Origin of the sequence: Atribacter laminatus (genome assembly GCF_015775515.1) — a bacterium.
In the GTDB taxonomy this organism is placed as follows: Bacteria; Atribacterota; Atribacteria; order Atribacterales; family Atribacteraceae; genus Atribacter; species Atribacter laminatus.
This window is the reverse complement of sequence record NZ_CP065383.1, coordinates 534,950-559,335: the sequence shown is the minus strand read 5'-3', so window position 1 is coordinate 559,335 and position 24,386 is coordinate 534,950. Positions and strand designations below refer to the sequence as shown.

At 38.4% G+C, this 24,386-nt stretch carries 24 protein-coding genes and 2 tRNA genes; 22 read left to right on the top strand and 4 right to left on the bottom strand.

Annotation, left to right across the window (positions count from 1 at the left end; translation table 11 throughout):
* The first annotated feature begins 11 nt into the window (after window positions 1-11).
* From RT761_RS02750 to RT761_RS02645, 22 genes are all read left to right on the top strand, one after another.
* Entirely contained in the window at window positions 12-755 is a 744-nt protein-coding gene (locus RT761_RS02750) for a WecB/TagA/CpsF family glycosyltransferase (RefSeq protein ID WP_218112558.1), read from the top strand.
* A 175-nt stretch (window positions 756-930) separates the two neighbouring features.
* On the top strand, window positions 931-1,629 hold the full coding sequence (locus RT761_RS02745; protein WP_218112557.1) for a cell division ATP-binding protein FtsE: 699 nt from the start codon (window positions 931-933) through the stop codon (window positions 1,627-1,629).
* Between the two features lie 33 nt (window positions 1,630-1,662).
* The gene (locus RT761_RS02740) at window positions 1,663-2,535 is read left to right on the top strand and encodes a cell division protein FtsX (RefSeq protein WP_218112556.1); all 873 of its coding nucleotides are present in this window, start codon (window positions 1,663-1,665) and stop codon (window positions 2,533-2,535) included.
* A complete protein-coding gene (locus tag RT761_RS02735; RefSeq protein WP_218112555.1) occupies window positions 2,532-3,728 on the top strand; it encodes a murein hydrolase activator EnvC family protein in 1,197 nt (398 codons plus the stop codon). The genes RT761_RS02740 and RT761_RS02735 overlap by 4 nt, the downstream gene beginning before the upstream one ends.
* Window positions 3,729-4,252: 524 nt before the next feature.
* Window positions 4,253-5,443 (top strand): S41 family peptidase, encoded by a 1,191-nt coding sequence (locus RT761_RS02730; RefSeq protein ID WP_218112554.1) that lies wholly within the window; start codon window positions 4,253-4,255, stop codon window positions 5,441-5,443.
* Window positions 5,415-6,548, top strand: coding sequence for a divergent polysaccharide deacetylase family protein (locus RT761_RS02725; RefSeq protein ID WP_218112553.1), 1,134 nt, complete (start codon window positions 5,415-5,417; stop codon window positions 6,546-6,548). The genes RT761_RS02730 and RT761_RS02725 overlap by 29 nt, the downstream gene beginning before the upstream one ends.
* A 105-nt stretch (window positions 6,549-6,653) precedes the next feature.
* Window positions 6,654-7,049 (top strand): PaaI family thioesterase, encoded by a 396-nt coding sequence (locus tag RT761_RS02720; protein ID WP_218112552.1) that lies wholly within the window; start codon window positions 6,654-6,656, stop codon window positions 7,047-7,049.
* Window positions 7,050-7,100: 51 nt separating this feature from the next.
* On the top strand, window positions 7,101-8,588 hold the full coding sequence (gene gltX / locus RT761_RS02715) for a glutamate--tRNA ligase (RefSeq protein ID WP_218112551.1): 1,488 nt from the start codon (window positions 7,101-7,103) through the stop codon (window positions 8,586-8,588).
* A 997-nt stretch (window positions 8,589-9,585) separates the two neighbouring features.
* A tRNA-Gln gene (locus tag RT761_RS02710) sits at window positions 9,586-9,659 on the top strand.
* A gap of 4 nt (window positions 9,660-9,663) precedes the next feature.
* Window positions 9,664-9,738, top strand: a tRNA-Glu gene (locus RT761_RS02705).
* A gap of 150 nt (window positions 9,739-9,888) precedes the next feature.
* Window positions 9,889-11,214 (top strand): bifunctional diguanylate cyclase/phosphohydrolase, encoded by a 1,326-nt coding sequence (locus RT761_RS02700; protein WP_218112550.1) that lies wholly within the window; start codon window positions 9,889-9,891, stop codon window positions 11,212-11,214.
* Window positions 11,215-11,680: 466 nt separating this feature from the next.
* A complete protein-coding gene (locus tag RT761_RS02695; protein ID WP_218112549.1) occupies window positions 11,681-12,901 on the top strand; it encodes an FprA family A-type flavoprotein in 1,221 nt (406 codons plus the stop codon).
* Between the two features lie 861 nt (window positions 12,902-13,762).
* Window positions 13,763-14,257 carry a ferritin gene (locus tag RT761_RS02690; protein WP_218112548.1) on the top strand — a complete coding sequence of 165 codons (495 nt, stop codon included), beginning with the start codon at window positions 13,763-13,765 and terminating at the stop codon, window positions 14,255-14,257.
* Window positions 14,258-14,319: 62 nt separating this feature from the next.
* Window positions 14,320-14,712, top strand: coding sequence for a HEPN domain-containing protein (locus RT761_RS02685; RefSeq protein WP_218112547.1), 393 nt, complete (start codon window positions 14,320-14,322; stop codon window positions 14,710-14,712).
* Window positions 14,666-15,028, top strand: a complete 363-nt coding sequence (locus RT761_RS02680) for a nucleotidyltransferase domain-containing protein (RefSeq protein ID WP_218112546.1) — start codon at window positions 14,666-14,668, stop codon at window positions 15,026-15,028. The genes RT761_RS02685 and RT761_RS02680 overlap by 47 nt, the downstream gene beginning before the upstream one ends.
* 208 nt (window positions 15,029-15,236) lie before the next feature.
* Entirely contained in the window at window positions 15,237-15,515 is a 279-nt protein-coding gene (locus tag RT761_RS02675) for a type II toxin-antitoxin system Phd/YefM family antitoxin (RefSeq protein WP_218112545.1), read from the top strand.
* Window positions 15,512-15,952: a type II toxin-antitoxin system VapC family toxin gene (locus tag RT761_RS02670; RefSeq protein ID WP_218112544.1), complete on the top strand. Its 441-nt coding sequence runs from the start codon at window positions 15,512-15,514 to the stop codon at window positions 15,950-15,952. The genes RT761_RS02675 and RT761_RS02670 overlap by 4 nt, the downstream gene beginning before the upstream one ends.
* Window positions 15,953-16,059: 107 nt before the next feature.
* Window positions 16,060-17,043: an aldo/keto reductase gene (locus RT761_RS02665; protein ID WP_218112543.1), complete on the top strand. Its 984-nt coding sequence runs from the start codon at window positions 16,060-16,062 to the stop codon at window positions 17,041-17,043.
* 51 nt (window positions 17,044-17,094) lie between these two features.
* Window positions 17,095-17,961 carry an REP-associated tyrosine transposase gene (locus RT761_RS02660; protein WP_218112542.1) on the top strand — a complete coding sequence of 289 codons (867 nt, stop codon included), beginning with the start codon at window positions 17,095-17,097 and terminating at the stop codon, window positions 17,959-17,961.
* 196 nt (window positions 17,962-18,157) lie between these two features.
* The gene (locus tag RT761_RS02655) at window positions 18,158-18,745 is read left to right on the top strand and encodes a DUF6036 family nucleotidyltransferase (RefSeq protein WP_218112541.1); all 588 of its coding nucleotides are present in this window, start codon (window positions 18,158-18,160) and stop codon (window positions 18,743-18,745) included.
* A 293-nt stretch (window positions 18,746-19,038) separates the two neighbouring features.
* The gene (locus RT761_RS02650; protein ID WP_218112540.1) at window positions 19,039-19,269 is read left to right on the top strand and encodes a ribbon-helix-helix domain-containing protein; all 231 of its coding nucleotides are present in this window, start codon (window positions 19,039-19,041) and stop codon (window positions 19,267-19,269) included.
* Window positions 19,270-19,275: 6 nt separating this feature from the next.
* The gene (locus RT761_RS02645) at window positions 19,276-19,686 is read left to right on the top strand and encodes a type II toxin-antitoxin system VapC family toxin (RefSeq protein WP_218112539.1); all 411 of its coding nucleotides are present in this window, start codon (window positions 19,276-19,278) and stop codon (window positions 19,684-19,686) included.
* Between the two features lie 499 nt (window positions 19,687-20,185).
* Here the strand turns inward: RT761_RS02645 and RT761_RS02640 are convergent, their stop codons facing one another.
* The 4 genes from RT761_RS02640 to RT761_RS02625 all read right to left on the bottom strand — a co-directional run bounded on the left by RT761_RS02640 (window position 20,186) and on the right by RT761_RS02625 (window position 24,339).
* Entirely contained in the window at window positions 20,186-21,352 is a 1,167-nt protein-coding gene (locus RT761_RS02640) for an IS481 family transposase (protein ID WP_218110800.1), read from the bottom strand.
* Between the two features lie 1,110 nt (window positions 21,353-22,462).
* Window positions 22,463-22,909, bottom strand: coding sequence for a type II toxin-antitoxin system VapC family toxin (locus RT761_RS02635; RefSeq protein ID WP_218112538.1), 447 nt, complete (start codon window positions 22,907-22,909; stop codon window positions 22,463-22,465).
* Window positions 22,885-23,136, bottom strand: a complete 252-nt coding sequence (locus RT761_RS02630; RefSeq protein ID WP_038961251.1) for an AbrB/MazE/SpoVT family DNA-binding domain-containing protein — start codon at window positions 23,134-23,136, stop codon at window positions 22,885-22,887. The genes RT761_RS02635 and RT761_RS02630 overlap by 25 nt, the downstream gene beginning before the upstream one ends.
* Window positions 23,137-23,538: 402 nt before the next feature.
* Window positions 23,539-24,339, bottom strand: coding sequence for a hypothetical protein (locus RT761_RS02625; protein ID WP_218112537.1), 801 nt, complete (start codon window positions 24,337-24,339; stop codon window positions 23,539-23,541).
* Window positions 24,340-24,386 lie beyond the last annotated feature (47 nt).

Genomic DNA, 24,386 nt, shown 5'->3' with positions numbered 1-24,386 from the left:
ATAAATATTCCATGCACGGGGGATCGTCATCAGAACATTCATTATTAGGTATTTTAATTTCTGATTACTCCTTTTCTGATTTAGTTTCCTTTATTTCTGAGGCAATTCAATCTGGTCAGAAAGCTCACATCATCACTCTCAATCCTGAAATGGTTGCGCGGCAAGCAACTGATGACGAGTTTTATCAGGCTTTGCATAGTGCTGATTTAAGGATTGTTGATGGGAATGGAATATTGGTAGCAGCTCGAATATTAGGGATAACCATCCAGCACCGTATACCAGGGGTTGAATTGATGGAAGAGCTTCTCAGGATCGGGCAAGAGAAAAGTTGGTCTTTTTATTTTTTGGGAAGCTCTCCAGAGATTGTAACCAGATTAGTAAAAAACCTTGAAATACATGCTTCCAAAACAATTATTTCGGGTTATCATCACGGATATTTTCAAGATTCTTTACCAATTATCGAAGATATAAATCAATCGAAGCCGGATATTCTCTTGGTGGGTTTAGGTTCTCCTCGACAGGAATTGTGGATTCATAAGAATCGAAATTTGCTTCAAGCCTCGATTATGATTGGAATAGGTGGGAGTTTTGATGTACTCTGTGGGGATAAAAAAAGGGCTCCATCATTGTTTCGAAAAATGAAATTAGAATGGCTCTATCGAATAGCTTCCGAACCGCATCGCTTAAAAAGAGTTGTTCCAGCTTTTTTTCGATTTGGTTGGATGGTTTTAAAAGAGAGATTGGGAATAAAATAACGAAGGGTTGAACAAGCCTGATAGGCAATACGCTTTGGATAAATAGATTGGTAGTTGATGAGTTAATGCTCCTTGTTCATCATTGTATAACGGTAAATGGTATAATGACCAAAAGATGTATAGATTAAGCTCATTTAAAGAGAAAAGTTCAAAGAAGAGTAGAGAAATCTAAAAAATGGCATTTATAGGTTTTGACAAGGTATATAAAATTTATTCCAGTGGGGTTAAAGCCCTTCAAAATGTTTCGTTTTCGATCGAAGAAGGTGAGTTTATTTTTTTAGTTGGCCCTACTGGTGCTGGGAAAACAACTTTAATGAAACTAATCAACCGGGAAGAGCTTCCAACCTCGGGTGATATCTGGTTTGATGATATCCGTATCAATCATTTAGACGATGGCTATCTGCCTTTTCTTCGTAGAAATTTAGGCATAATTTTTCAAGATTTAAAACTGATACCTTCCCGGACAGTATATGAAAACCTCATATTTCCTTTGCAAATTATGGGAATTAAAAAGCATCTCATATCCAAGTTAAGTAGCCGAATTTTAGCTATGTTAGAAATGGAAAACCGCAAGCATCATTTAGTAGAATGGTTATCAGGCGGGGAAAGGCAAAAATTATGCTTGGGGAGGGCTTTAATCCATCAACCCCAACTGGTTTTAGCCGATGAGCCGACTGGAAATCTTGATCAATATTCTGCTTATGAAATGGTAGAGACCTTATATCTTTATTGTCGGGAAGAAAAAGCGAGTGTAATTGTTTCTACACATAATGATCGGCTGTTAAAAAGTTTCTCTGGTCGAATATTACAACTTGATCAGGGACACTTGGTAGCCGATCGTTATAGTCGAGTAAGAGTTGAAACTGGATTTTAATTCCAACACAAGATCAGAAGGGGCTGGAGAACTTTGGGTTTTGTACGCGATGCATTTTATAATTTACGAAAGCGACCATCCCTGGTATTGATTGGATTTCTAAGTATCTTTTTTACTCAGCTGATTGTGAACATTTTTATTTTTGGTTATTTAGAAATGGAAAAAATGGGGAAGTTTTCAGGTCAGAGTTTTACCATTAAAGCGTATTTTCAATCTGAAATCACAGATGAAAAGGCTCAAGAAACTGTCCAGAAGTTAAAAAATCTTCCCAACGTCAGCTCTATCGTTTTTCTTTCTAAAGAAGATGCCCAGAAGAAGTTCCTTGAATACTTTGAACTAACACCAGAAGATTTTCCGGTTGATGAAAATCCTTTTCCCCTTTCAGTAGAGATTACACCGAAACGTGTAGAATCGATTCCAGAACTGGCAAATCAAGTAAAAAATACCGGATTATTTGATGATGTGATTTATGGTGGTAAAAATGTCGATGTTTTTGTACGGTTTTATCACATGCTTTTAAGTGTTGGAAGCATAGTACTCTTTTTGGTTTTTATATTTTCATTGGTTGTCATTATTAATTTAATACGGATTTCCATTCAATCCAGGAAAGAAGAAATTCGAGTTTTTCATTTAATTGGAGCGACTGAAACTTTTATACGGCGTCCAATTATTACTGAGGGTTTTTTTGAAGGTTTGTTTGCTGGCATTTCAGCATTTTTTCTGGGTATATTGGTATTTCATTTTCTCCTTGATTTTCTTCATGCTGCATTTCCTTTTTTTCCATGGATAAACCTCACCGATATCATGGCTCCCCTCTTAGTAGTCGACACCTTTATGGGTGGGGTAATTGGTATTTTAGGGAGTCTTATTGCCTGTAATTCGGTGCTCAAGGAGGTGTTAAGATGAGAAAACTCTCTTTTCTCATAATCATTTGCCTAATTCCGGCCATTTTTCTTTTCTTAATTAGTCCAGATTGTTTTGGTAATGATATTGAAGCTGAGATAGATACTCAATTAAAAGAATTAGAAAAAATGAAATCGGAACAAGCTAAATTGGATCAAGAGTTAAAAAAATTAGAAAAGACTCAAAAAAATGTGGCTGCTGAAATACATAACATAGAAAATAAGATCGAGAAATTGGAGAATGATATAACAACTTCGAGAAATCGGATTTTACAGCTGGAAAAGGATCGAGCTCTTCTTCGTAAAGATATTGAAGGGCTTAGCCAAGATATTTCCTCAAGTAAAACAAAAATTTCACAAGCTATGGTTCGAGCATATAAAAATAACGTTAACTTTGACTTTTGGAGTGTTTTTTTAGGAAGCAGTGATCCAGCGGAAGTTGAGGAACAATGGTATCTTTTTCAGAAGTATAGCGAGCATGAGATGGGTAACATTTCAAGATATCTCAATAAAAGGCAAAATCTACAAAATAAGCTCAAAGAAATTGAACAGAAAATTAGATTAGAGGCCGTGTTAAAGGAGAAGTTAGTTCTTGATGAGAAAAATGTAAAAAAGCTTGAAGAAACTCGCAAATCTTTACTCAACCAGTTATTAGTTGATAAAAAGAAATTCCAAAATAACCTTGCAGAATTAGTTGCTGCACAAAAAAATGTTACCAATCTTATTTCCCAACTCCAAAAGGAACTCAAGAAAAGTCGAGAAAGTACTTCTGCTTCAACTAAGAATCTTCCACCGGTTAAGATGGGGCGTTTCTTTTGGCCGGTGAGTGGTGGGAAAGTTATTAAAAATTTTGGGATGTCAAAAGACCCAGTTTACCAAATTCAAGTATTTAATCCTGGGATTGATATTGCTGCCAGTCGGGGTGATAATGTTTATGCAGCTCAAGACGGAGTTGTTTTATTAGCCAGAAGTATACGAGGTTATGGAAAAACGATATTAATCGACCACGGTCAAGATGTGGTGACCATGTATGCTTATCTGGATTCAATTCAAGTAAATCCAGGAGATATGGTAAAGGGAGGACAGACAATCGGGTTAGCCGGAGAAACCGGCTTGACCAATGTCCCAGCCGTACACTTTGAAGTTAGAGTGGGAACCAATGCCCAGGAAGATAATCCTATCAAATGGTTGAAGTAATTTTCTTCTTAAATTTATTTATTGTGTTTGGGTTATTCAGTCTATGTTAAAATAATTCTTTAGTTATTTTTTTTGTCGATACAGAATAGATCCTCGTGTCACTTCGTGGCACTTGATGAGGATGAAAACCCATGATTCGACATGCCATGGCATGTCGAATCATGAATTAAAGAATGGGCATAATGTATTGTGTCCCTCCAATTTTTAATATTTTTGTGGGGGCTTGATTTGTCATGCCCGTGGGTTTTCAGGATGGACCTTTATGCTGCTTTGCAGCACCCAATGAGGATGAAAATAAATACTCAAGAAATAATCTCCACCTTTAGCAAAGGGGTTCGGGGGATTTGAATTTTTTCCCGCCCTGTCATTGCGAGGAACGAAGTGACGTGGCAATCTCGTCTTTTATAAAGGTTTCTTTATCATTTTTTACTTATTCCTGTATTTTCAGAATAGAATGAGATTTGCAATGAATAAAAGGAAATCAAGCGCTATTCATCTACTCCTAAGGGTAGATGGAGTTTGAGGTGAACAACTTGCAAAAAAAACGTTTAGCCATTTGGGTAGTTATTATCGCGGTTCTTTTGGGACTAATCGTTGTTACTTCAGTTCAGGCCAATCGTTATGATACTTATTTTTCAACAGAAATAGAAAGCGATAAATGGCAACCACTTCTCGAGACTATTTATCTAATAAAGAATCAATATTATTCAGAGAAAGAAATTGATGAAAATGATTTGATGGAGGAAGCGATACGAGGTGTATTGAAAGCCACAGGAGATCCCTATGCTCGCTATTTAAATGAAGAAGATCTCAAAATAGAAACCAGCGATCGTATTGAAGGCGAGTTTTCTGGCTTAGGAATAGTAATTGCGATTAAAGATGATAAATTGACCATCATTACACCTTATCAGGGATCACCGGCTTCCCAGGCTGGGGTAAAGGCTGGTGACGTGATTAGTCAAATAGATGGAGAATCTACTTCGGGAATGCCATTAGATGAATCAGTACGGAGACTTCGGGGTGATAGGGGAACAAAAGTTGTCCTACAATTACAAAGAGAAGGAATAGCGGATCCTATTACCGTAACAGTTATTAGAGATATTATTAAAATAAAAAGCGTAGAATTTGAACTCTTAGAAGAAGGCATCGGTTTAATTCGAATTATTGAATACCATGGACGAACCAATGTTGAGGTCGAAGATGCTATTAAGCAATTAAAGCTTTTGGAGGTCAAGGGGCTGGTAATCGATTTAAGAAATAATCCAGGTGGTCTTCTTTCCTCGGCAATTATTTGTTCGGGTTTGTTTGTGCCGAGAGATACGAGTATCCTTTTTATTGAAGATCGGAACGGAAACCGTGAGTCGTTGGAAAATCCTGTTGAAAAAATTGTTGATCTCCCTATGGTTGCTTTAATAAATAAGGGAACGGCCAGTGGAGCTGAGATAATGGCAGGAATTTTTCGGGACATTTTAAAAACACCCCTTATTGGAGAGACAACCTTTGGAAAAGGTGTAGTACAGCAGATTTTTCCACTTTCTCACCAGGGAGGAGTTATATTTACTATTTCAAAATATTACTTACCCGATGGAACTGATATTGATGGTGAAGGAATTCAACCCGAAGTTGTAGTTGAAAATGAAGAAGAACAAATAGATATTGCCATTCAGGAGTTAAAAAGGATTATCAATGAAAAAGAAAACAATGTCCCTGAGTAAGACGATATTTTGGGTATTAATTGCCTCGGTCTTGATTTGTTCGGCAGTCTTAATTTATGAAATTCAACAGGATGGAGCGCTCAACAATAAATATATTGCTTTGGCAAAAGTTATCCCTTCCCAGCAAGACCGTTGGCTTTCGTTATTCCTATTCCATGAAATGAATAACCTTTTTCCCGAACTGACTGTAAATATTATTGAAAATCCAGAAACGGGAAAATCTTGGAAAGTCATGATGGAGGATGTTCCAGAATACTACCGTGAGGAGATATCAGATCGTCTCCTGGCAATTTTTAATGTTCTTTTTGGCTTTGGATTTTATGGTGAAAAAAGAACTCTCAATGAAAAAGACGTCTATTTTCTTTTTCAAGATCTTATGCCATGGTTTACCTTGGAGGTTTATTTCCAACCTCGCTATCAGGTGGCGATTGTGATTGATGATTTAGGGTACAATCGAACCAATGCAGAACGCTTTTTAAAACTTCCCCAAAAGATAACCTATGCCGTTTTCCCCCACCTTCCTCTCAGCCGTTCATTGGGAGAGAAGTTTAGTGAGCAGGGAAAAGAAATAATCATTCATCTTCCCATGGAAGCCTTGGATAATGAACAAAATAATAATGAGACTTTGATTTTGAGAACCGGCGATGATGAAGCCCGGGTTAATGATATTATAAAAAAGGCCATTACCAATCTGCCAACGGCACGGGGTCTAAATAACCATAAAGGTTCAAAAGCGACCCAGGATTCTAAGCTAATGAGGAATCTCATGTTAGCTTTAAAAAAATCGAATCTTATGTTTTTAGACAGTGTAACCAGTGATCAGTCGCGGGCTTTTGATGTAGCTCAAGAATTAGGGCTCCTTTCTTTTCGAAGGGATATTTTTATTGATGGAGATACTTCGATTGAATATATCCAACAAAAACTTCGGGAAGCAGTATCAATAGCTAAAAAAAGAGGTTATTCGATTGCTATTGGTCATGTGAAGCCAGAAACTTACCTGGCTCTGGAGTCTTTTTTTCATTCTTTCAATGACCCAGAAGTCGAGTTTGTTTTTCTTTCAGAATTAATTCAACAAAGCAGGAAGAAGAGTCAGAACGCTCCTTAGAGAATGCTGCACCAAGAAAGGATGTTTTTTTAGAGAACCCCCGTACAAAATTATTTGAGCGGGTCATTTCTTTTTGAATAATCTGATTCGAGGTGATACCGAATAATGGATTTTCCCGATACTCATCATTGTTTTCTCTGCGGCGATAAAAACCCCATAGGTTTTAAGTTGAAATTTAAAGAGGATAAAGGGGACACGATTTCCGAAACCACTATTCCATTTCAGTATCAAGGTTTTGATGGAGTGGTTCATGGAGGCATTGTGGCAACTTTTCTCGATGAAATAATGGCCCAGGCAGTAAAAAAATCCGGCCAAAAAGCCATGACCGGTACCCTAACTGTAAAGTATCGAAAACCTTGTCGCACTGATGAGAAAATCCAGATACGGGGTCGTATAGTAGAAATCAACGGTAGAATAATTAAAGCCCAGGGTGAGATAATTCAAGATCAAGAAATCGTTGCCGAAGGGGAAGGAATTTTTGTTGTTCCAAGACAAGTCTGATTCTTTTGATGACCAACAAGGAAATGGGATTTATGAGGAGGATCTTTTTTTATGGAAAAAACAGTTAGAGTACGGTTTGCCCCGAGTCCTACTGGGTTTCTTCATTTAGGGGGTGCCCGAACGTCATTATTTAATTGGGCATATGCAAGAAAAATGGGCGGAGTGTTTGTGCTTCGAATTGAAGATACCGATGTTGCCCGCTCCACCGATGAGTCAGTAGAGGTTATTCTTGATAGCTTAGAATGGCTTGGCTTTAATTGGGATGAAGGTCCAGGAGTTGATGGTCCTTTTAAACCCTATTATCAAAGCATGAGGTTGTCCTTTTATCAAGAACAGCTCCTAAAGTTATTACAAACCGGGAAAGCCTATCGGTGTTTTTGTACTGCTGAAGAGTTAGCTGAACGTCGAGAAAAAACAATGGCAGAAGGGAAAAATTGGCGTTATGATCGCAAATGCCTTCGGCTCTCACCAGAAGAAATTGAAACCCGATTGAGTCAGGGAGCCAGATCGGTGGTTCGGTTTTTCATTCCCGAAGGCGAAACATCTTTCATTGACATGCTTCGAGGTGATGTAACCTTCAACAATGTCGAACTGGATGATTTTGTTCTATTAAAATCGGATGGGATGCCGACTTATAATTTTGCTTGCGTAGTTGACGATGCATATATGAAGATTACTCATGTAATAAGAGGAGATGATCATATCTCTAACACCCCTCGTCAAGTTCTTCTTTATAAAGCATTAGGATTTCCAGTACCTCAATATGCGCATATACCGATGATACTTGGAAAAGATAAAACCCGATTAAGCAAGCGGCACGGTTCCCCTTCGGTTACCTATTATCGGGATAAAGGGTATCTCCCTGATGCTATGGTTAATTACTTAGCCCGATTAAGCTGGGCTTCTGGGGAAGAAGAGAAAGAAATATTTACTCGTCAGGAAATCATCGAAAGATTCTCCTTAGATCAAGTGAGCAAACATTCGGCGGTTTTTGATCTGGATAAACTAAATTGGATGAACAGCGTTTATATTCGGGAAGCCGATCAATCAACACTGGTTCAAATGTTAACGGAAATTTTGATTCGAGAACAAGTCGTTAAACCGAAGGCAGTAACTCCAGATTTTATCCGTTATTGTGAAAAAATTGTTGCCGTTATGCGGGAGCGTATGAAGTATGTGGGTCAAATAACCGAAGATGCCAAGTATTTTTTTACTGATGATTTTGAATATGATTGGATAGCCTTTGATAAGGTATTGATGGGTGAAGGTGCCGAAGATCGATTGGTTCTCTGTCAAGAAGAGTTCGGAAAACTTGATGAATTTAATATTGAAGCCACTGAAGATGTGATTAGAAATTTAACAGAGAAACATAAAATAAAAGCTGCTCAATTTATTCACCCTCTTCGTATGGCAATTTCTGGAGTGAAGGGAGGACCCGGGCTTTTTGAACTCTTGGAAATTTTAGGGAAAGAGAAAGTACTGTTGAGGATTGATCGCACCTTAAACCAAATAAGAATACGAAAGCAATGTGGTAAGTGAGAAGGAACCATTTTCAGGATAGACCGTCATGCCACATTGTGGCACCAGTTGATGATGAAAATACTTACCCAGGAATCGTTTCCCCCTTTAGCAAAGGGGGTGAGGGGGATTTGAGTTTTTTAGTAACTAATTGAATCCCTCTTAATTTCCCTTTATATAAAGAGAGAAAATAATAAAGATTGAGCATGAGAGATTGCCACGTCACTTCGTTCCTCGCAATGACGATTTAGAGTTCCTTCTCCCTGGAGGGGAGAAAGTGGGGATGAGGGTGAAAGCCCAGGACAGAGTGAAATCCTGGTGAGTTGCTCTAAAAGAATTACCTTAAAAAACGTTCTGGTATTTTCAGGATAGACCCTCATGCCACATTGTGGTACCAATTGATGATGAAAATACTAACCCAGGAATCGTTTCCCCCTTTAGCAAAGGGGGTGAGGGGGATTTGAATTATTTCCTCCTGCTCTGTCATTCAGGCTGTGTCACAATCCCCTTCATACACCAAGAAGAGCTTAAAAGTAGAGGATACATTATATTTATCTTCAGTTTTTTGGTTATCTATTCCCAATATTCCTGTAAAATATTAACCTAAGTGGTGGTAAAAATTTTACAGAATAATTATGACACAGCCTGATTGCGAGGAGCGCAGCGACGTGGCAATCTCATCAACCCGGCCCGTCATTGCGAGGAGCGTCCTAGGCGACGTGGCAATCTCATCTTTTAAAGTATTTATAAAAAAAATAAAAAATTAAAAAGATGAGATCCTCACGCCCTCAAAAAGCGAGGGCTCAGGATGACTCATCGCTATGATTCCTTCTCCCTTGATGGGAGAAGGTGAGGATGAGGGTGGATTTTTAAACTGTTCACGGTTCACACTTCACGGTTCACGGTATTTTCTGGATAGACCTCATTTTGTAAAAATTGAATTTATCAAAGTTTGGAGAAGCCAATAAATTATTGAAAATACTGAATAGTGATGGTATTATATTTTCTGCTTGATCGCTGAGAGGTCGTCTAAGGGTAGGACACGTGACTCTGGATCATGGAATGGTGGTTCGAATCCACCCCTCTCAGCCAACGTGGCGCAATAGAATAGTGGTTAGTTCGGCGGGCTCTCAATCCGCAAGCCCGGGTTCAATTCCCGGTTGCGCCACCAAAAAAACCTTCATAAAGCAAAAAATCTGAATAAAATATTATTATATAATCATCATTTTTTTTCATTTTTAAAAGAGGGGAAAAAGCGATTTAAAAGAAAATCATTGGTTTTTAAAACAGAAGTTTTACCGGAACGAGGGGAAAGATTGAATTGAAAAGAAAAGCCCTTAAAAGGGGTTTAAATCCTACCATAAACCAAAAAAATTACAGAAACGAACTTTTCAACTCATTCAACCAAAATAATTTTAACTCGAATTCTTTCCAACCAAAAGATCAAATCAAAGTAAATAACCAGAAAGCTCCTTTTAATCAGGATGAAAAAGACGAAATATTCATAGAAGAGAATGAAGACAATAGGATTCAACCAATGGATAATCAAGTAAAGTTTTATTTTTATGAAGATGAAGAATCTTTTCAAGATTTTACGATAAAAAGTCAGAAGTATTTTTCCAGTGATATGATTTTACACGATCCCCTCACTGGACTATGGAATCGGGTTCTTTTTGAAGAGGAAATAAAAAGACTCGATACTGAGCGCCAACTACCGATAAGTTTAATTATGGGTGATGTCAACGGATTGAAGTTGGTGAATGATATCTACGGTCACGACTGTGGTGATGAACTTTTAGTTGATGTAGCAACAATTCTCAGGGATTCTTGCCGAAAAGAAGATATCATAGCCCGTTGGGGAGGGGATGAATTCATCATTCTTTTACCAAAAACCTCAGGAGTAACAGCCCAAGCTATTATCCAACGGATCTCAGAACTTTGTCAAAAAAGAAAAACCGACACGATACCAATTACCATTTCTCTTGGAATTGGTACTAAAAGTCATCCTGGAGATCAAATCAAAGAAGTTTTAAAACAAGCTGAAGACGAAATGTATCACAAAAAGACAGTCGAAAGTCAGTTAATCAGGGATCAACTGTTTGCTTCATTAAAATTTAAATATTGGGAAGTCAAAAAGCTTTTTCAGAAAGAAGGGAACACGCAAAATCTTCTTTATCATCATCAATTGGGTGAAATTCTTCAACTTGATCAACAAGCCTTAAATAATCTTCTGTTATTAGCCGCTCTTCACGATATTGGGAAAATCACTATTCACCGTCATCTGCTTTTAAAAAAAGAACCGTTAACTATAACAGAGAAATTAACCCTTAGGAAAATTCCAGAAATTAGTTACCGCGTTCTTCAATATTTTCCTTTTACCAATCAAATAGCAGATGCTGCCTTAAGCTATTGTGAATGGTGGAATGGATCAGGATACCCACGTGGACTCTCTCATGAAGATATTCCACTGATTTCGAGGATTTCTTCTGTGGTAAATACCTATGATTTGATGATTCAACCTCGACCCTATAAAAGCTCATTGGCACCTCAAGAAGCTTTGATTGAATTGCAAAACCAATCAGGGAAACAGTTTGATCCAGAGGTGGTCAAAAACTTCCTTAAAATGATGGAGGAAAAAGCAGGTTAATTAACCCTCGTGCCACTTTTGGAGCACCGACGAGGATGAAAACCCTATATAAAACCCTCATTCAGGCTGTGTCACAATTCCTTTCTTTCACCAAGAATAGCGTGAAAGTGGAGGATATAGTATTTTTTCATATATTGGTTATCTATTCCCAATATTACCATAAATGGATGTAAATAATTTACAGAGTAATTTGTATGACACATCTTGATTGCGAGGAACGAAGTGACGTGGCAATCTCATCCACCCCCTCCGTCATTGCGAGGAACGAAGTGACGTGGCAATCTCATATGTTAAAATATTTAAATTACCAATAATAGGATGAGATCCTCACGACCTCGAAAATCGAGGGTTCAGGATAGCGAATAACTAAAATTCCTTCTCCCTTGATATCACCATCAAACAAATAAATTCAGGTATAATAGAGATTGAATTTTTATTTCCATATTGGGAAGGAGGATGGGAGCCTATGCCGGCTGTCGAGATACGAAACAAGATACATTGGATCGGTGTCAATGACCACACCACCGACCTTTTTGAGGGTTTATGGCCGATTACTCAGGAAGGAGTTTCTTATAACTCATACCTGGTCAATGATCAAAAGAAAGCCATAATCGATTTAGCCAAATCAATTAAAGTAGATGAATTTTTTAAACGAATAGCAGAAATTGTCAATCCTTCTCAAGTTGACTATATCATTCTCAACCATATGGAGCCTGATCACACAGGAGTCTTAAGAGTTCTCCGAAAAATTGCACCCCAAGCTAAAATTCTCTGTTCTCCAAAAGCCAAGGACATGATTCAAGCTTTTTATGGAATTACTGATCAGGTACAGGTTGTCCAAGATGGGGAAGAGGTGCAACTGGGAGAACTAACACTCCAATTTTTTATGACGCCGTTTGTTCATTGGCCAGAAACCATGATGACCTTTGAAAAGATAAACCGAATACTGTTCTCATGCGACGCATTTGGCAGTTATGGAGCACTTCGGGGTGCCATATTTGATGATGAATGCACTGATTTAGAATTTTATCAGAAACAAGCATTACGGTATTATGCCAATATTGTCGCAAAATTTAGCGCTCAGGTTTTAAAAGCGATTGAAAAATTATCTGGAATACCGGTAGATATTATAGCTCCTTCTCATGGTTTAATTTGGAGAAAAAATCCATCGATCATTATCGATCTTTATAAAAAATGGGCGGAATATGCAAAAATACCCGGAGAGCCGGGAATAACCCTTCTCTATGCAACCATGTATGGGAACACCGAAGCTTTAATGGATTCTGTTGCCCAGGGAATATCTCAGACCGGTTCCAGCCTTGAAATATTTGATGTTTCTCGCATTCATACCAGTTATATACTTGCCTCACTCTGGTCAAAAAGCGGAGTTATCATTGGGGCTCCAACTTATGAGAATGAGCTCTTTCCTTCGATGGCTCATGTTCTTGATATTGCTATAAGAAAAGGAGTTCAGCATAAAAAGGTAGCCTATTTTGGAAGTTATGGTTGGGCGGGAGGAGCTCTTCGGGAATTAGAAAAACAACTGGCTCTGTTAAAATGGCAGATGGCCGATACTTTGGTATTTCAAGGTGGTCCTTCTCAAGAGGTTCTTGCTCAAGGAAAAGAATTCGGGAGAAAATTCGCTGAAATGGTCTTATCGGGAATGAATTCTGAAAAAAATGGTTAATTAATAAGATGCAGTCTTTTTAGTCTAAATTCAATTATTTAGCTTTGTTGTAATCATTAAAATTAGGTATTCATGTCTCTATTACACCAGATGAGGATGAAAAATGGTATCCCCCTCACCCTGATCCTCTCCCGCGAAGGGGCGAGGGAAAAAAGAACAAAAGAATTCATAGTACCTTCTCCTTTGATGGGAGAAGGTGAGGATGAGGGTGAAAGCCCAAGAGTTCGACATGCCATGGCTTGTCGCTACATTAGATGGAGATCGGGCGCAATAAAAAATTGCACCCTTCATTTAATAATATTTTGTAGGAGCTTGATTCATAATGCCCGTGGGTTTACAGAATAGACCCCTTATGCTGCCTTGCAGTACCAGATTAAAATGAAAATATGTATATACCGATCAATTCCCCCCTTTAGAAAAGGGGGTTAGGGGGATTTGAGTTTTTTACTGTTCTGTCATTCAGACTGTGTCATAATTATTCTGTAAAATTTTTACCACCACTTATGTTAATATTTTACAGGAATATTGGGAATAGATAACCAAAAAAATGAAGATAAATAGAATGTATCCTCCAATTTCAAGCTCTTCTTGGTGTGTGAAAGGGATTGTGACACAGCCTGATTGCGAGGAGCGCAGCGACGTGGCAATCTCATCCACCCGCTCCGTCATTGCGAGGAGCGCAGCGACGTGGCAATCTCATCCACCCGGCCCGTCATTGCGAGGAGCGCAGCGACGTGGCAATCTCATTTTTTAAAGTTTTTATGAAATAAAAAGAAAAAAATGTTTAATCCAAGCATTGATTTATCAAACCCACAATGGGTTTATAAGATAGAATAAACACAAAAAAGGAGAGATGCTACTATGATGAGTAAAAAGCTTGAAGATGCAATCAACGAACAAATTAAAAACGAATTTTTTTCCGGTTATTTATATCTTTCGATGGCAGCCCAATCAGAAGAAATGAATTTACCTGGGGTAGCTCATTGGTTCAAGGTGCAAGCCAAAGAAGAGCAAGAGCATGGGATGAAATTTTATGATTTTATTAATGACCGAGGCGGGCGAGTTCTTTTAAAAGCAATAGAACAACCAGAAACTGAATTCAAAAATGTACTTGATATGTTTAATAAAACTCTTGAGCATGAAAAACTGGTGACCTCGATGATTAATAACCTCTATGAAATTGCTTTGAAAGAGAAAGATTATCCAGCTCAAATCATGTTGCAGTGGTTCATTGATGAACAGGTTGAAGAAGAGAAAAACGCTTCAGATATTATTGCTATCCTCAAGATGATTGGTGATAAAGGCCATGGTCTGCATATGCTGGATCGTGATCTGGGGAAAAGAGAAGAAGATTAATTATTTGTTAAAAGGATGGGTAGTTTTAAACTACCCATCCTTCATTTTTTTGGAGGGAAAGAATGCCAGAGCGTTCCCAGGATTGGTATAAGCAGGCTCTTCGTGATTTAGAACAAGCTGTTGATTCTCAAAATTCAGGCCGCCATGAATGGGCGTGTTTTGCAGCACAACAAGCCGCTGAAAAAGCAGTAAAAGCCCTTCATTTAAAAAACCGACAAGAAGCCTGGGGACATGTTGTCTCTCGCCTTCTTCACGAGCTTCCTAATTCAATAGAAATTCCAGAGCTGCTTATTGAGAAAGCTCGAGTTCTTGATAATTATCATATCCCCGCTCGTTATCCCAATAGCCATCCTGAGGGAGCCCCTTTTGAGCATTATGGTATTTTACAAAGCTCGGAGGCAATTCAATATGCCAGTGAGATCATTGAATTCATCGGTCATCAAATGGCCAGATGAAAAACAGGTTATTTCATCCCTTAAAAAATGGGCAAATGCTATTCTAAAAATGAACAAAAATGTCGTTCGGATTGGATATTTTGGTTCCTATGCTCGAGGTGATTGGGGAGTGGGAAGCGATTTAGATCTCATCATTATACTATCCCAATCCGGTCTTCCTTTTGAAAAAAGAAATCAAGATTGGCGCGAGCATCAATTACCAATACCGACTGACATTCTCATCTACACCCAACAGGAGTGGGAAGTAATGAGAAAAGAAGAAACGCCTTTTTTTAAAAGAATTAACCATGAAGTAAAATGGATATATTGGGATTAAGTGCTCGTCGAGATTTCGAATTTTTCCAAGACAATTTCTATATTTAACCTTTTGAATGTAAATTTGAGCTCATTATCCATCTATCGAAATGATATTTAAACATGTTACTGCTTTATTTAATACTTCTTGATTGGTTAGAATGCTCTTTCATTGTGGTTACATTATTGATATAATGAAACTACATAATAAAGATTTTCCTGAGGAGAAAATGATGATGAAGAAAGTTGGAATCCGAGAGCTCAAAACTCATCTGAGTGGGTATATTGAAAAAGTAAAATCAGGAGAGAGGCTAATTGTTAGTGAAAGAGCAAAACCAGTAGCCTGTATTATTCCATTCGATACCCAGGAATTACAACCTATCTGGAGCTTGGTTGAAAATCATTCTTTGCATTGGGATGGAACAAAACCAAAAGGTTTAAAAGGAAAAATTAAATTAAAAGGAATAAAATTGACATCACAATATGTCGCCGAAGATAGAGAAAAATGATAGCCTATTTTGACACGAGTGCTTTGATTAAGTTTTATATCGATGAAAAAGACTCTGACTTAGTGAAGGAAACCGTGAAAAGTTCAGAGGTGGTTTTCACTTCAAAAATTTCTTATGTCGAAATGTTTTCGGTTTTTTCCCGAATAAAAAGGGATCAGGCGATAACAGAAAATGATTATCGAAGAATATTAAAAAGTTTCATTGTCGATTGGGAAAGTTATGCGGTTATTGAAATCACCAATCGAATTTTGAATATTTCCAGTCAATTGTTTGAGTTTTATCCCCTGAGGAGTCTTGATGCTCTTCATTTAGGGTCAGCACTTTTTACCCAAAAAGAAGTTGATGAAGATATCGCTTTCGTTTGTTTTGACAACCGACTTTGGAAAGCAGCTAAAGAAGAAAATTTTAAAGTTATCCCTGAGAGTTTGAATGATTGAGTTGTTGTACTTAATAATCAAATTCTAATCTCGATAAGGTGTATTTTAAATATCATTTCTAAGAAGGTATTATTTAAAAAAAAACAATTAAAAGCGAGGAGAAATAAATGAATTACCGAATATTTGGGAAATGTGGATGGGCAGTAAGTGAAGTTGGTTTTGGAGCTTGGGCAATCGGAGGGAGCTGGGGAAAGGTGCAGGAAGATGATGCCGTTGCAGCTCTCCATCGAGCAATTGATTGTGGCTTGAATTTCATAGATACTGCTGATGTCTATGGCGATGGGCGAAGTGAAAAAATAGTTTCTAAGGTTTTAAAAGAGCGGAAAGAAAGGGTATATGTTGCCACCAAGGCAGGAAGACGCCTCTCACCCCATGTCGCCGATGGATATAACCGGGAAAATTTAAATGCCTTTGTAGACCGAAGTTTAAAAAATTTAGAGGTTGAAACCATTGATCTTTTACAACTTCATTGTCCGCCAACCGAGGTCTATTATCGACCGGAGGTATTCGAAGTGTTAGATGATATGGTCAAACAAGGAAAGCTTCAGAATTATGGAGTGAGCGTGGAAAAGGTTGAAGAGGGCTTGAAAGCAATTGAATACCCTGGTGTGAAGAGCGTCCAAATCATTTTTAATATCTTCCGACAGCGACCGACAGAATTGTTTTTTGCTGAATGTCGAAAAAGAAGAGTAGCGGTTATTGCCCGGGTTCCATTAGCCAGTGGTCTCCTCAGCGGAAAAATGACCAAAGAAACCACCTTTCCTCCCGATGATCATCGCAATTACAACCGATTTGGCCAGGCCTTTGATCGGGGTGAAACCTTTGCCGGGGTTGATTATGAAAAAGGATTACATGCGGTAGAGGAGTTGCGGAATCTAACCCCTGGAGGATTTAACCTGACACAGTTTGCTCTGAAATGGATTCTCATGTTTCCAGAAGTGAGTGTCGTCATCCCCGGTGCCAAAAACCCCCTGCAGGCTGAAGACAACGCCAAAGCTTCCAGCCTTCCACCCCTCGGAGAAAAAGTAATGGAAGAAATCCAAAAAATCTATGAAACCTCAATAAAGCAGGATGTTCACCACCGCTGGTAATTTCTGGGGTCAGGTCTTGATTCTTGAATTTTAATATCTGAATGATTTACCATGGCTCGACCAGTTAGAATTGAATTCCCTGGTGCCCTGTATCATATCACCGCCAGGGGGAATAAAAAAGAGAATATATTTAATAGTGACCGAGACCGAATGGTCTTTTTAAAGATCCTGAATGAGACGGTAACCAGGTATCAGTTCATTTGTTATGCCTATTGTCTCATGCCCAACCATTACCATCTAATGATAGAAACTCCCAATGGGAATCTATCCTTAGGGATCAGGGAATTAAATGGAGTGTATGCCAAAAAATTGAATTGGGCTTATAAGACAGTAGGCCATGTATTTCAAGGGAGATTTAAGGCGATTTTAGTTGAGAAGGAAAGCTATCTTTTAGAGTTATGCAGGTATATTGTTTTAAATCCTGTCCGAGCTGGTTTCGTACAATATCCCTGGGATTGGCAATGGAGTAGCTATCAAGCAACGGCTAAACAAGCCGAAAAACCTAAATTATTATCAACCGAATGGATCCTTTCTCAGTTTCATGAAGAACAAGGAATTGCCAAAAAAAGCTATGAAGACTTTGTTTTAGCTGGGCTTGGGAAAGAAGCTCCCTGGAAAGACTTAAGGGGGAGGTTTATTTTAGGTAAGGACAGCTTTGTTGAAAAGATTGAGCATTACATCGATAAGAAGAAAACCATTCGAGAATTACCTAAAGTTGAAAGATTTGCGGCTCGGAAGAAATTAACTGAGATTTTTAACGAAGGGAAGCTGCACCCAGATAAAGAAAGCAAGATTTATAGTGCTCACGTTGAGCATGGTTATACTCAAATAGAGATTGCCAATTATTTAGGTGTTCACTATTCAACAGTCAGTAAAGCCTTAAAAAGGTTTATTGAGAAAAATGCCAGAAAGGATTAAATTCAAGAATCAAGACCTGACCCCAAAATGATTAAAAATCAGAAGCTATTTGAACAATTTGAAAAAAATTTAATACGTAACTCACCGGTTGATTTTTATCAAAATCTCCGAGTTGTTCATGAGTTGCACCAACAGGCGCTATTTCTTGGTGTATTTAAAGAAGACCAAACGATCAATAGAGAGGATAAAATTCGCTATGCCCGAGCCATCAACTTCGCTTCCAAAGCTCCTTGAGAAAATTGCCAAAGTATTTGAGAAAGAACATATTCCATATATGATCATTGGTGGTCAGGCAGTTTTGCTCTATGGGGAACCAAGGCTAACGAAAGACATAGATGTCACTCTTGGTCTTGATATTAACGAGCTCCCTCGCATAAGAAATATCGCCATTCAAATTGGATTAACGCTTCTGGTTCAAAACGAGGAGAAATTTGTTCGAGAAACGATGGTATTACCAACCTTCCATGAACCTTCTGGTTTTCGAGTGGATCTCATTTTCTCCTTTTCAAAGTATGAACAGGAAGCGTTAAAAAGAGTGAATAAGATAAAAATTGGATCTATTGATGTGTGTTATGCATCCTTTGAAGATTTACTCATTCAAAAAACTATCTCGGGTAGGCCAAGGGACATCGAAGATATAAAAACCATGATACTAAAAAATCCTCATTTTGATATCCAATACGTCGATAAATGGTTGCAGGATTTTTCTCAAGCACTCAATCTTAATTTTATAAATCAATTTAAATTGATTTATAATGAAATCATAAAGAATGACAATAAATAATTAAGGATAGACTTTCACTCTGCCTAGCGGCACCAAGTGAGGATGAAAATCAAGATTCCACATTCCGTGGCATGTTGCTACCTCAATCGAGTGCAATATCTCGTACCCCTACAATTTTAAATTCTTTTGTAGGGAGTTTGATTTGACAAACTCCCCAATAAATTAACCAGGTTGAAAACCAGTTCAATTCAAGAATCAAGACCTAATTCTAATAACGGTTACCTTTATTTTAATAATTACATCATAATGTTATAATATATACATCATGTAATCATAATAAACAGGTGAAATAAATGATTCGAACTCAAATTCAATTAACCGAAACTCAATCAAAAAAGCTTCGAGAAATTGCCAATCAAAAAGGGATTTCCCTATCCGAGCTTATTCGCCAATCGGTAGACAATTTTCTAGAGGGAGAAGGAGCGCATTCTGATAAGATGAATCGCCAAAGGGCTAAAGAAATAGCAGGGCAATTTAGTGGTCCTCATGACTTATCAATCAACCACGACCAATACTGGGAGTAACTTCCCGTGGGAGATGTTTATGTTGATACTTCAGCGTTTTTGGCGGTTCTCAATCGAAATGACAATTATCATACTATAGCTAAATCAGCTTGGGTAAAGCTATTAGATTCCAAGGCGGAGTTGGTTATTAATTCTTTTGTACTGGTTGAAAGTTGTGCACTGATTCAAAATAGATTGGGTATCAATGCCTTAAAAACATTTATTAGAAAAATTCAACCAATCCTGTTAATTGATTGGATAGAAGAAGACTCATTCAACACGAGTATTTATTTTCTATTTGAAATGAATGCCCGAGGTTTGAGCATAGTAGATTGTTCTTCTTTTTATACTATGAACCGTCTTAACATATCGACAGTATTTACTTTCGATTCACACTTTCTTCATCAAGGCTTTGAGATTTTCCAGAATAATCTTTGAAAGAAGAGAGCAATTACATAAAGATAACCATTAAGATTATAAAACTCCACCCCTCCGAAGAGAGGAATTTCATGTTGTTGAGTTATTGAGTAGAATAAAACTCATTTTCCATTAAAGGGAGATTCAGGGGGGAGTGCACCTTTAATCTGTTATCACATGAGCGGTGCTTTCTCCCGCGTGAGGATCTCATCTGACACCGCAGGCGTCATCCTGAGGCTTCGCTTTATGAAGCCGTGAGGATCTCATCTTTTTTCTTTTTTTATTATTTTTCTTTTTCGCCCCCTTACCCCCTCGGAATTTAAAAATCCCCTCGTACCCCTGCACTTCTTGTGCCCGGTCTTTAATTAATGTAGCGACATGCCATGGCATGTCGAATCTTAGGCTTTCTCACCCTCATCCTCACCTTCTCCCATTTTCCTTTCTTTCCTCTCCCCTGGTGGGAGAGTGTACGAACGGGGACATAGGTTACACTTTAGTCTAAGGACATAGGTAACACTTTTTAATCATCTTGAATCTCCGTTGATTCAAAAGTAAGGGTCTTTTTATCAATTATACCAATATCATAGGTAGAGAAACTAACTAACCAGGAATGAGTATAGTCTTTGAATCCGAGAAGTTCACCAGCAAAGACTTTACTGATTCTGATCAGACGGTTGCCATAAAGAGAAATCCGTCCTGAGGAATCGACTTTACGAGTGAGCGTATGATGAGGATATTCACAATCACTTAAGGTTTTTGGATAGGGCCGGTCACTTTTGTGGTACCAGGAAGCTGGGGTTTCTTGGTTGATTGCTTCATGGGGTCGTACGGTGTTATAGATGGTTTTAAAGGTTTCAAAGCGGTCTTGTTGGGTGAAAAGATTGGTGGCTGGTTTTTGACAGGCCTCTTCTTTTAAGGTGCGGTGCATCCGTTCATGACGGCTATTTTGTTCTGGATGTCCCGGATCAATGCGCTCTAAGATGATGCCGAGTTTCACTAACCACACCGAGAGTTGAGTGAGTCCAAAGGGAGAGTGAAGAGAAGCAAAGGGACTCCCGTTATCACTGCGGATCACCTGGGGAAGACCATATGTGGAAAAGCACTCTTTGAAGACCGGAAGGGATTCTTGAATGCTGGGAGAGGAAAGAGCTTCACAGGCAAGGAGATACCGGCTATAGTGATCGGTGATGGTTAAAGGATAACAGTATTTCCGATCTTGGGTTCGAAATTGTCCTTTAAAGTCGACACACCAGATCTCATTGGGTTCATGGCTGGTTCGAAGTTGACTGGTTGGCACACTTCTTCTCAATCGACGAGGGTGTGATCTCACCAGTCCATGGCGAGATAAGATGGCACTGATGGTACTGATTGCTGGAAAGACAATATCGGGATACTGTCTTTCCAAGGCGGGCTTGAGCTTTTTAGCTCCCCAACTGGGATGCTTGAATTTGGTATCCAGAATCATTTGCTCGGTCAGGGCATCAGTTTGACCCGCCAGGTGATGAGGACGTCGGGATTGATCTTTAAGTCCATCCAAACCAAAGGCTTGAAAACGATGAATAAACTTATAGGCGGTTTTTCGAGAGATTCCATATTCTCGACACAAATCTGTCACCTTTTCCTTGTTGAGATAACGATAAATCAATTCTTGTCTGAGATCCACTTTGTGTACCTCCGTCCATGGCATAAGGCATTCCTCCTTATGCCAGTAGTATACAAAGTGTTACCTATGTGTCAGGAACTTTCTGTTACCTATGTGTCCGGATCATACCGAGGATTAAGGTGAGGGGGATGCTTGGTTTTCCAACAATCTTAGCTTTAAATACCAAGCCAAGCACTAAATCCTGGTTTCACCCTCATTCTCATCTTCTCCCATCAAGGGAGAAGGAATCTAAATCCGTCATTGCGAGGAGCGCAGCGACGTGGCAATCTCATTTATTAAAATCAGTGAACCGTGATAAGTGAGACGTGAGCCGGATAAAAAAGTAGGCACCAATAAAACGACATTGTGAGGTTTTTTTCGAAACCCCGGGGATCTCATCTGACACCGCAAGCGTCATCCTGAGCCCTCGCTTTATGAGGGCGTGAGGATCTCATCTTTTTTCTTTTTTTATTATTTTTCTTTTTCGCCCCCTTACCCTCTTGGAATTTAAAAATCTCCTCGTACCCCTGCACTTCTTGTGTCCGGTCTTTAATTAATGTAGCGACATGCCATGGCATGTCGAATCTTAGTTGCCTTCCTCATTCTCATCTTCTCCCATTTTCCTTTCTTTCCTCTCCCCTGGTGGGAGAGGATTAAGGTGAGGGGGATGCTTGGTTTTCCAACAATCTTAGCTTTAAATACCAAGCCAAGCACTAAATCCTGGTTTCACCCTCACCTTCTCCCATCAAGGGAGAAGGAATCTAAATCCGTCATTGCGAAGGAGCGCAGCGACGTGGCAATCTCATCCACCTGCTCCGTCATTGCGAGGAACGAAGTGACGTGGCAATCTCATCCACCTGCTCCGTCATTGCGAGGAACGAAGTGACGTGGCAATCTCATCTTTAAAGTATTTGTAGAGTACAAAAATATTGAAAAAATAAGATACTTGCGATTTCTTTTCTTGATATTATTTACCCATTAGTATTCCTAATTAGACCTTCTACCAAAAGACCTTTTCATTGATTACCCCTTACAGCTTTTATGAGCTTCCACAACCTTTGGGTAATGTTTTAGTCAGTCAAGCCTGGGGATAAGTAATTTAATTGAAATGAAAAAATTCAATAACCTAGAACTAATCTAAAAGGATTTACCTTGCTAAGAGAATTGGTTTAAATGAATAATCCTTATATTTCCGATTTCAGGAGGAAAATCTAAATCATTGGTAAGAAAAAGGGTAGCCTGATTCTCCCAGGCAGTAGCCAAGTGGATGGCATCTGGTGTTCTTAACTTATGTGTAGATCGTATTTCTGCAGCACGTACCGCTATATCTAAAGTGAAGGGTATTATTTTCAAATTCGGATATGCACCCAAAAGGGCAATATATTCGTCAACAACATTTTGTAAACCTAAAGATTGAGGTTTGACCAGAATTTCAGTGATCGTCAGGACTGAAGTTAAAGCTTGAAAACTGCCATTTTCTATGCCGGAGAACAAATATTCAAGCGCTTTAAGGTATCTTTTTTCTTTGAAGTAATAAATGAAACAATTGGTATCGAGGGCAATAATGCGATGATTGTTTAGCAGGTGTTTGAATTTTTCCATTCTTCTCGTAATTTATTTACATAAAGGTCGGGATTTTCATCTTCCCACATCTCTGCATGAAGGCCTTTCATATATTTGGCATAACTTTTTGGTTTTGGGACCAATACAATGGTATTTCCAATTGAATGGATAATGATTTCGTCTCCTTCAGAAATATGAAGCTTTTTTCTTATAGACACAGGTAAAACGATCTGTGATTTTTTGCCGATTTTCAATGTTTTAATCATTTCTCTCCCTCTTGCTCACATAAATCTTCCTACTTATCACATATTTTTCCCACATTATATTCATCGATCCTGATAAGAGCAAGTTTGAGTTCAAACATTTTCTCTATTTACCCAATACTTCAGCTTCTGCAGTTCATTTCATCGCTTATCAACTTTTTTGCCGACTCCCAAGTTTCACAATTCTTTTTATGAATGCTTTCATTGTCCCAACCGGCGGAGGAATGAATGAGATTGACAAATAAGGTAATTCAAGAATCAAGACCTGGCAGCAATTTTCGAGAAGGGGGGAGACGGAGCGAGGGGGCGAGGGGGAGAAAAAAATTAAAACTAAAGGGAAAAATGAAAACCTCACATTCAAAATCGGAATAAAGAGAGAGACTAAAATTCAGAGAAATTCAAGAATCAAGACCTGACCCCAGAGAATTCATCATAGTTTACAATTTCGAGGATATCTCCTTTAAATACCATAGCATAGATTCTCTTTTTGGTGAGAAGATGAACCGTTTCTTTGCTCATATCTAATCCGGCATAAATACCGATTAGGGTATACTCTTCAAGTTCCGGAAGAAATTGAGTTATTTTATCCAGTTTTTCAAGAAATTCTTCGATATATTCTGTTCGATCGGGATTCGATTTTACCTCCACGATAAAAGCCTGCTTGGCCTTCTTCAAGGTAGCCATTATATCAATCTCTAAAGATTTGTCATCCTTACGGATACGTTTATTCCTCTCAAGGATGTCACACCGTATATGAAAATATCTCTCGATAGTTTGATCCATGGAGGGGAAGAAGATATCTTCCACAAGCGTTCCCATTCTATTCGCCAGATTACCCCACTGGCGATTGATACTTTCAATGTTCTTTTTTGACCACTCCTTAGAGTCTAACATCTCATCTTTGAAGACCTTCATTTCATTCTTAAAGTCTAACATCTCATCTTTGAAGACCTTCATTTCATTCTTAAATTCTAACATTTCATCTTTGAAGACCTTCATTTCATTCTTGAACTCTAACATTTCATCTTTGAAGACCTTCATTTCATTCTTGAACTCTAACATTTCATCTTTGAAGACCTTCATTTCATTCTTAAAGTCTAACATTTCATTTTTGAATGACTGAAGCTCCATTTCGGTCTTCTGTTGAATATATACTAATCTCATTAAGGCTTCTTCGAGTTTATCTACTTTTTGTTCAATTGCCACAAAATATCACCTCGCAGTTATATTATATAGCATGAGAAGAAATATTT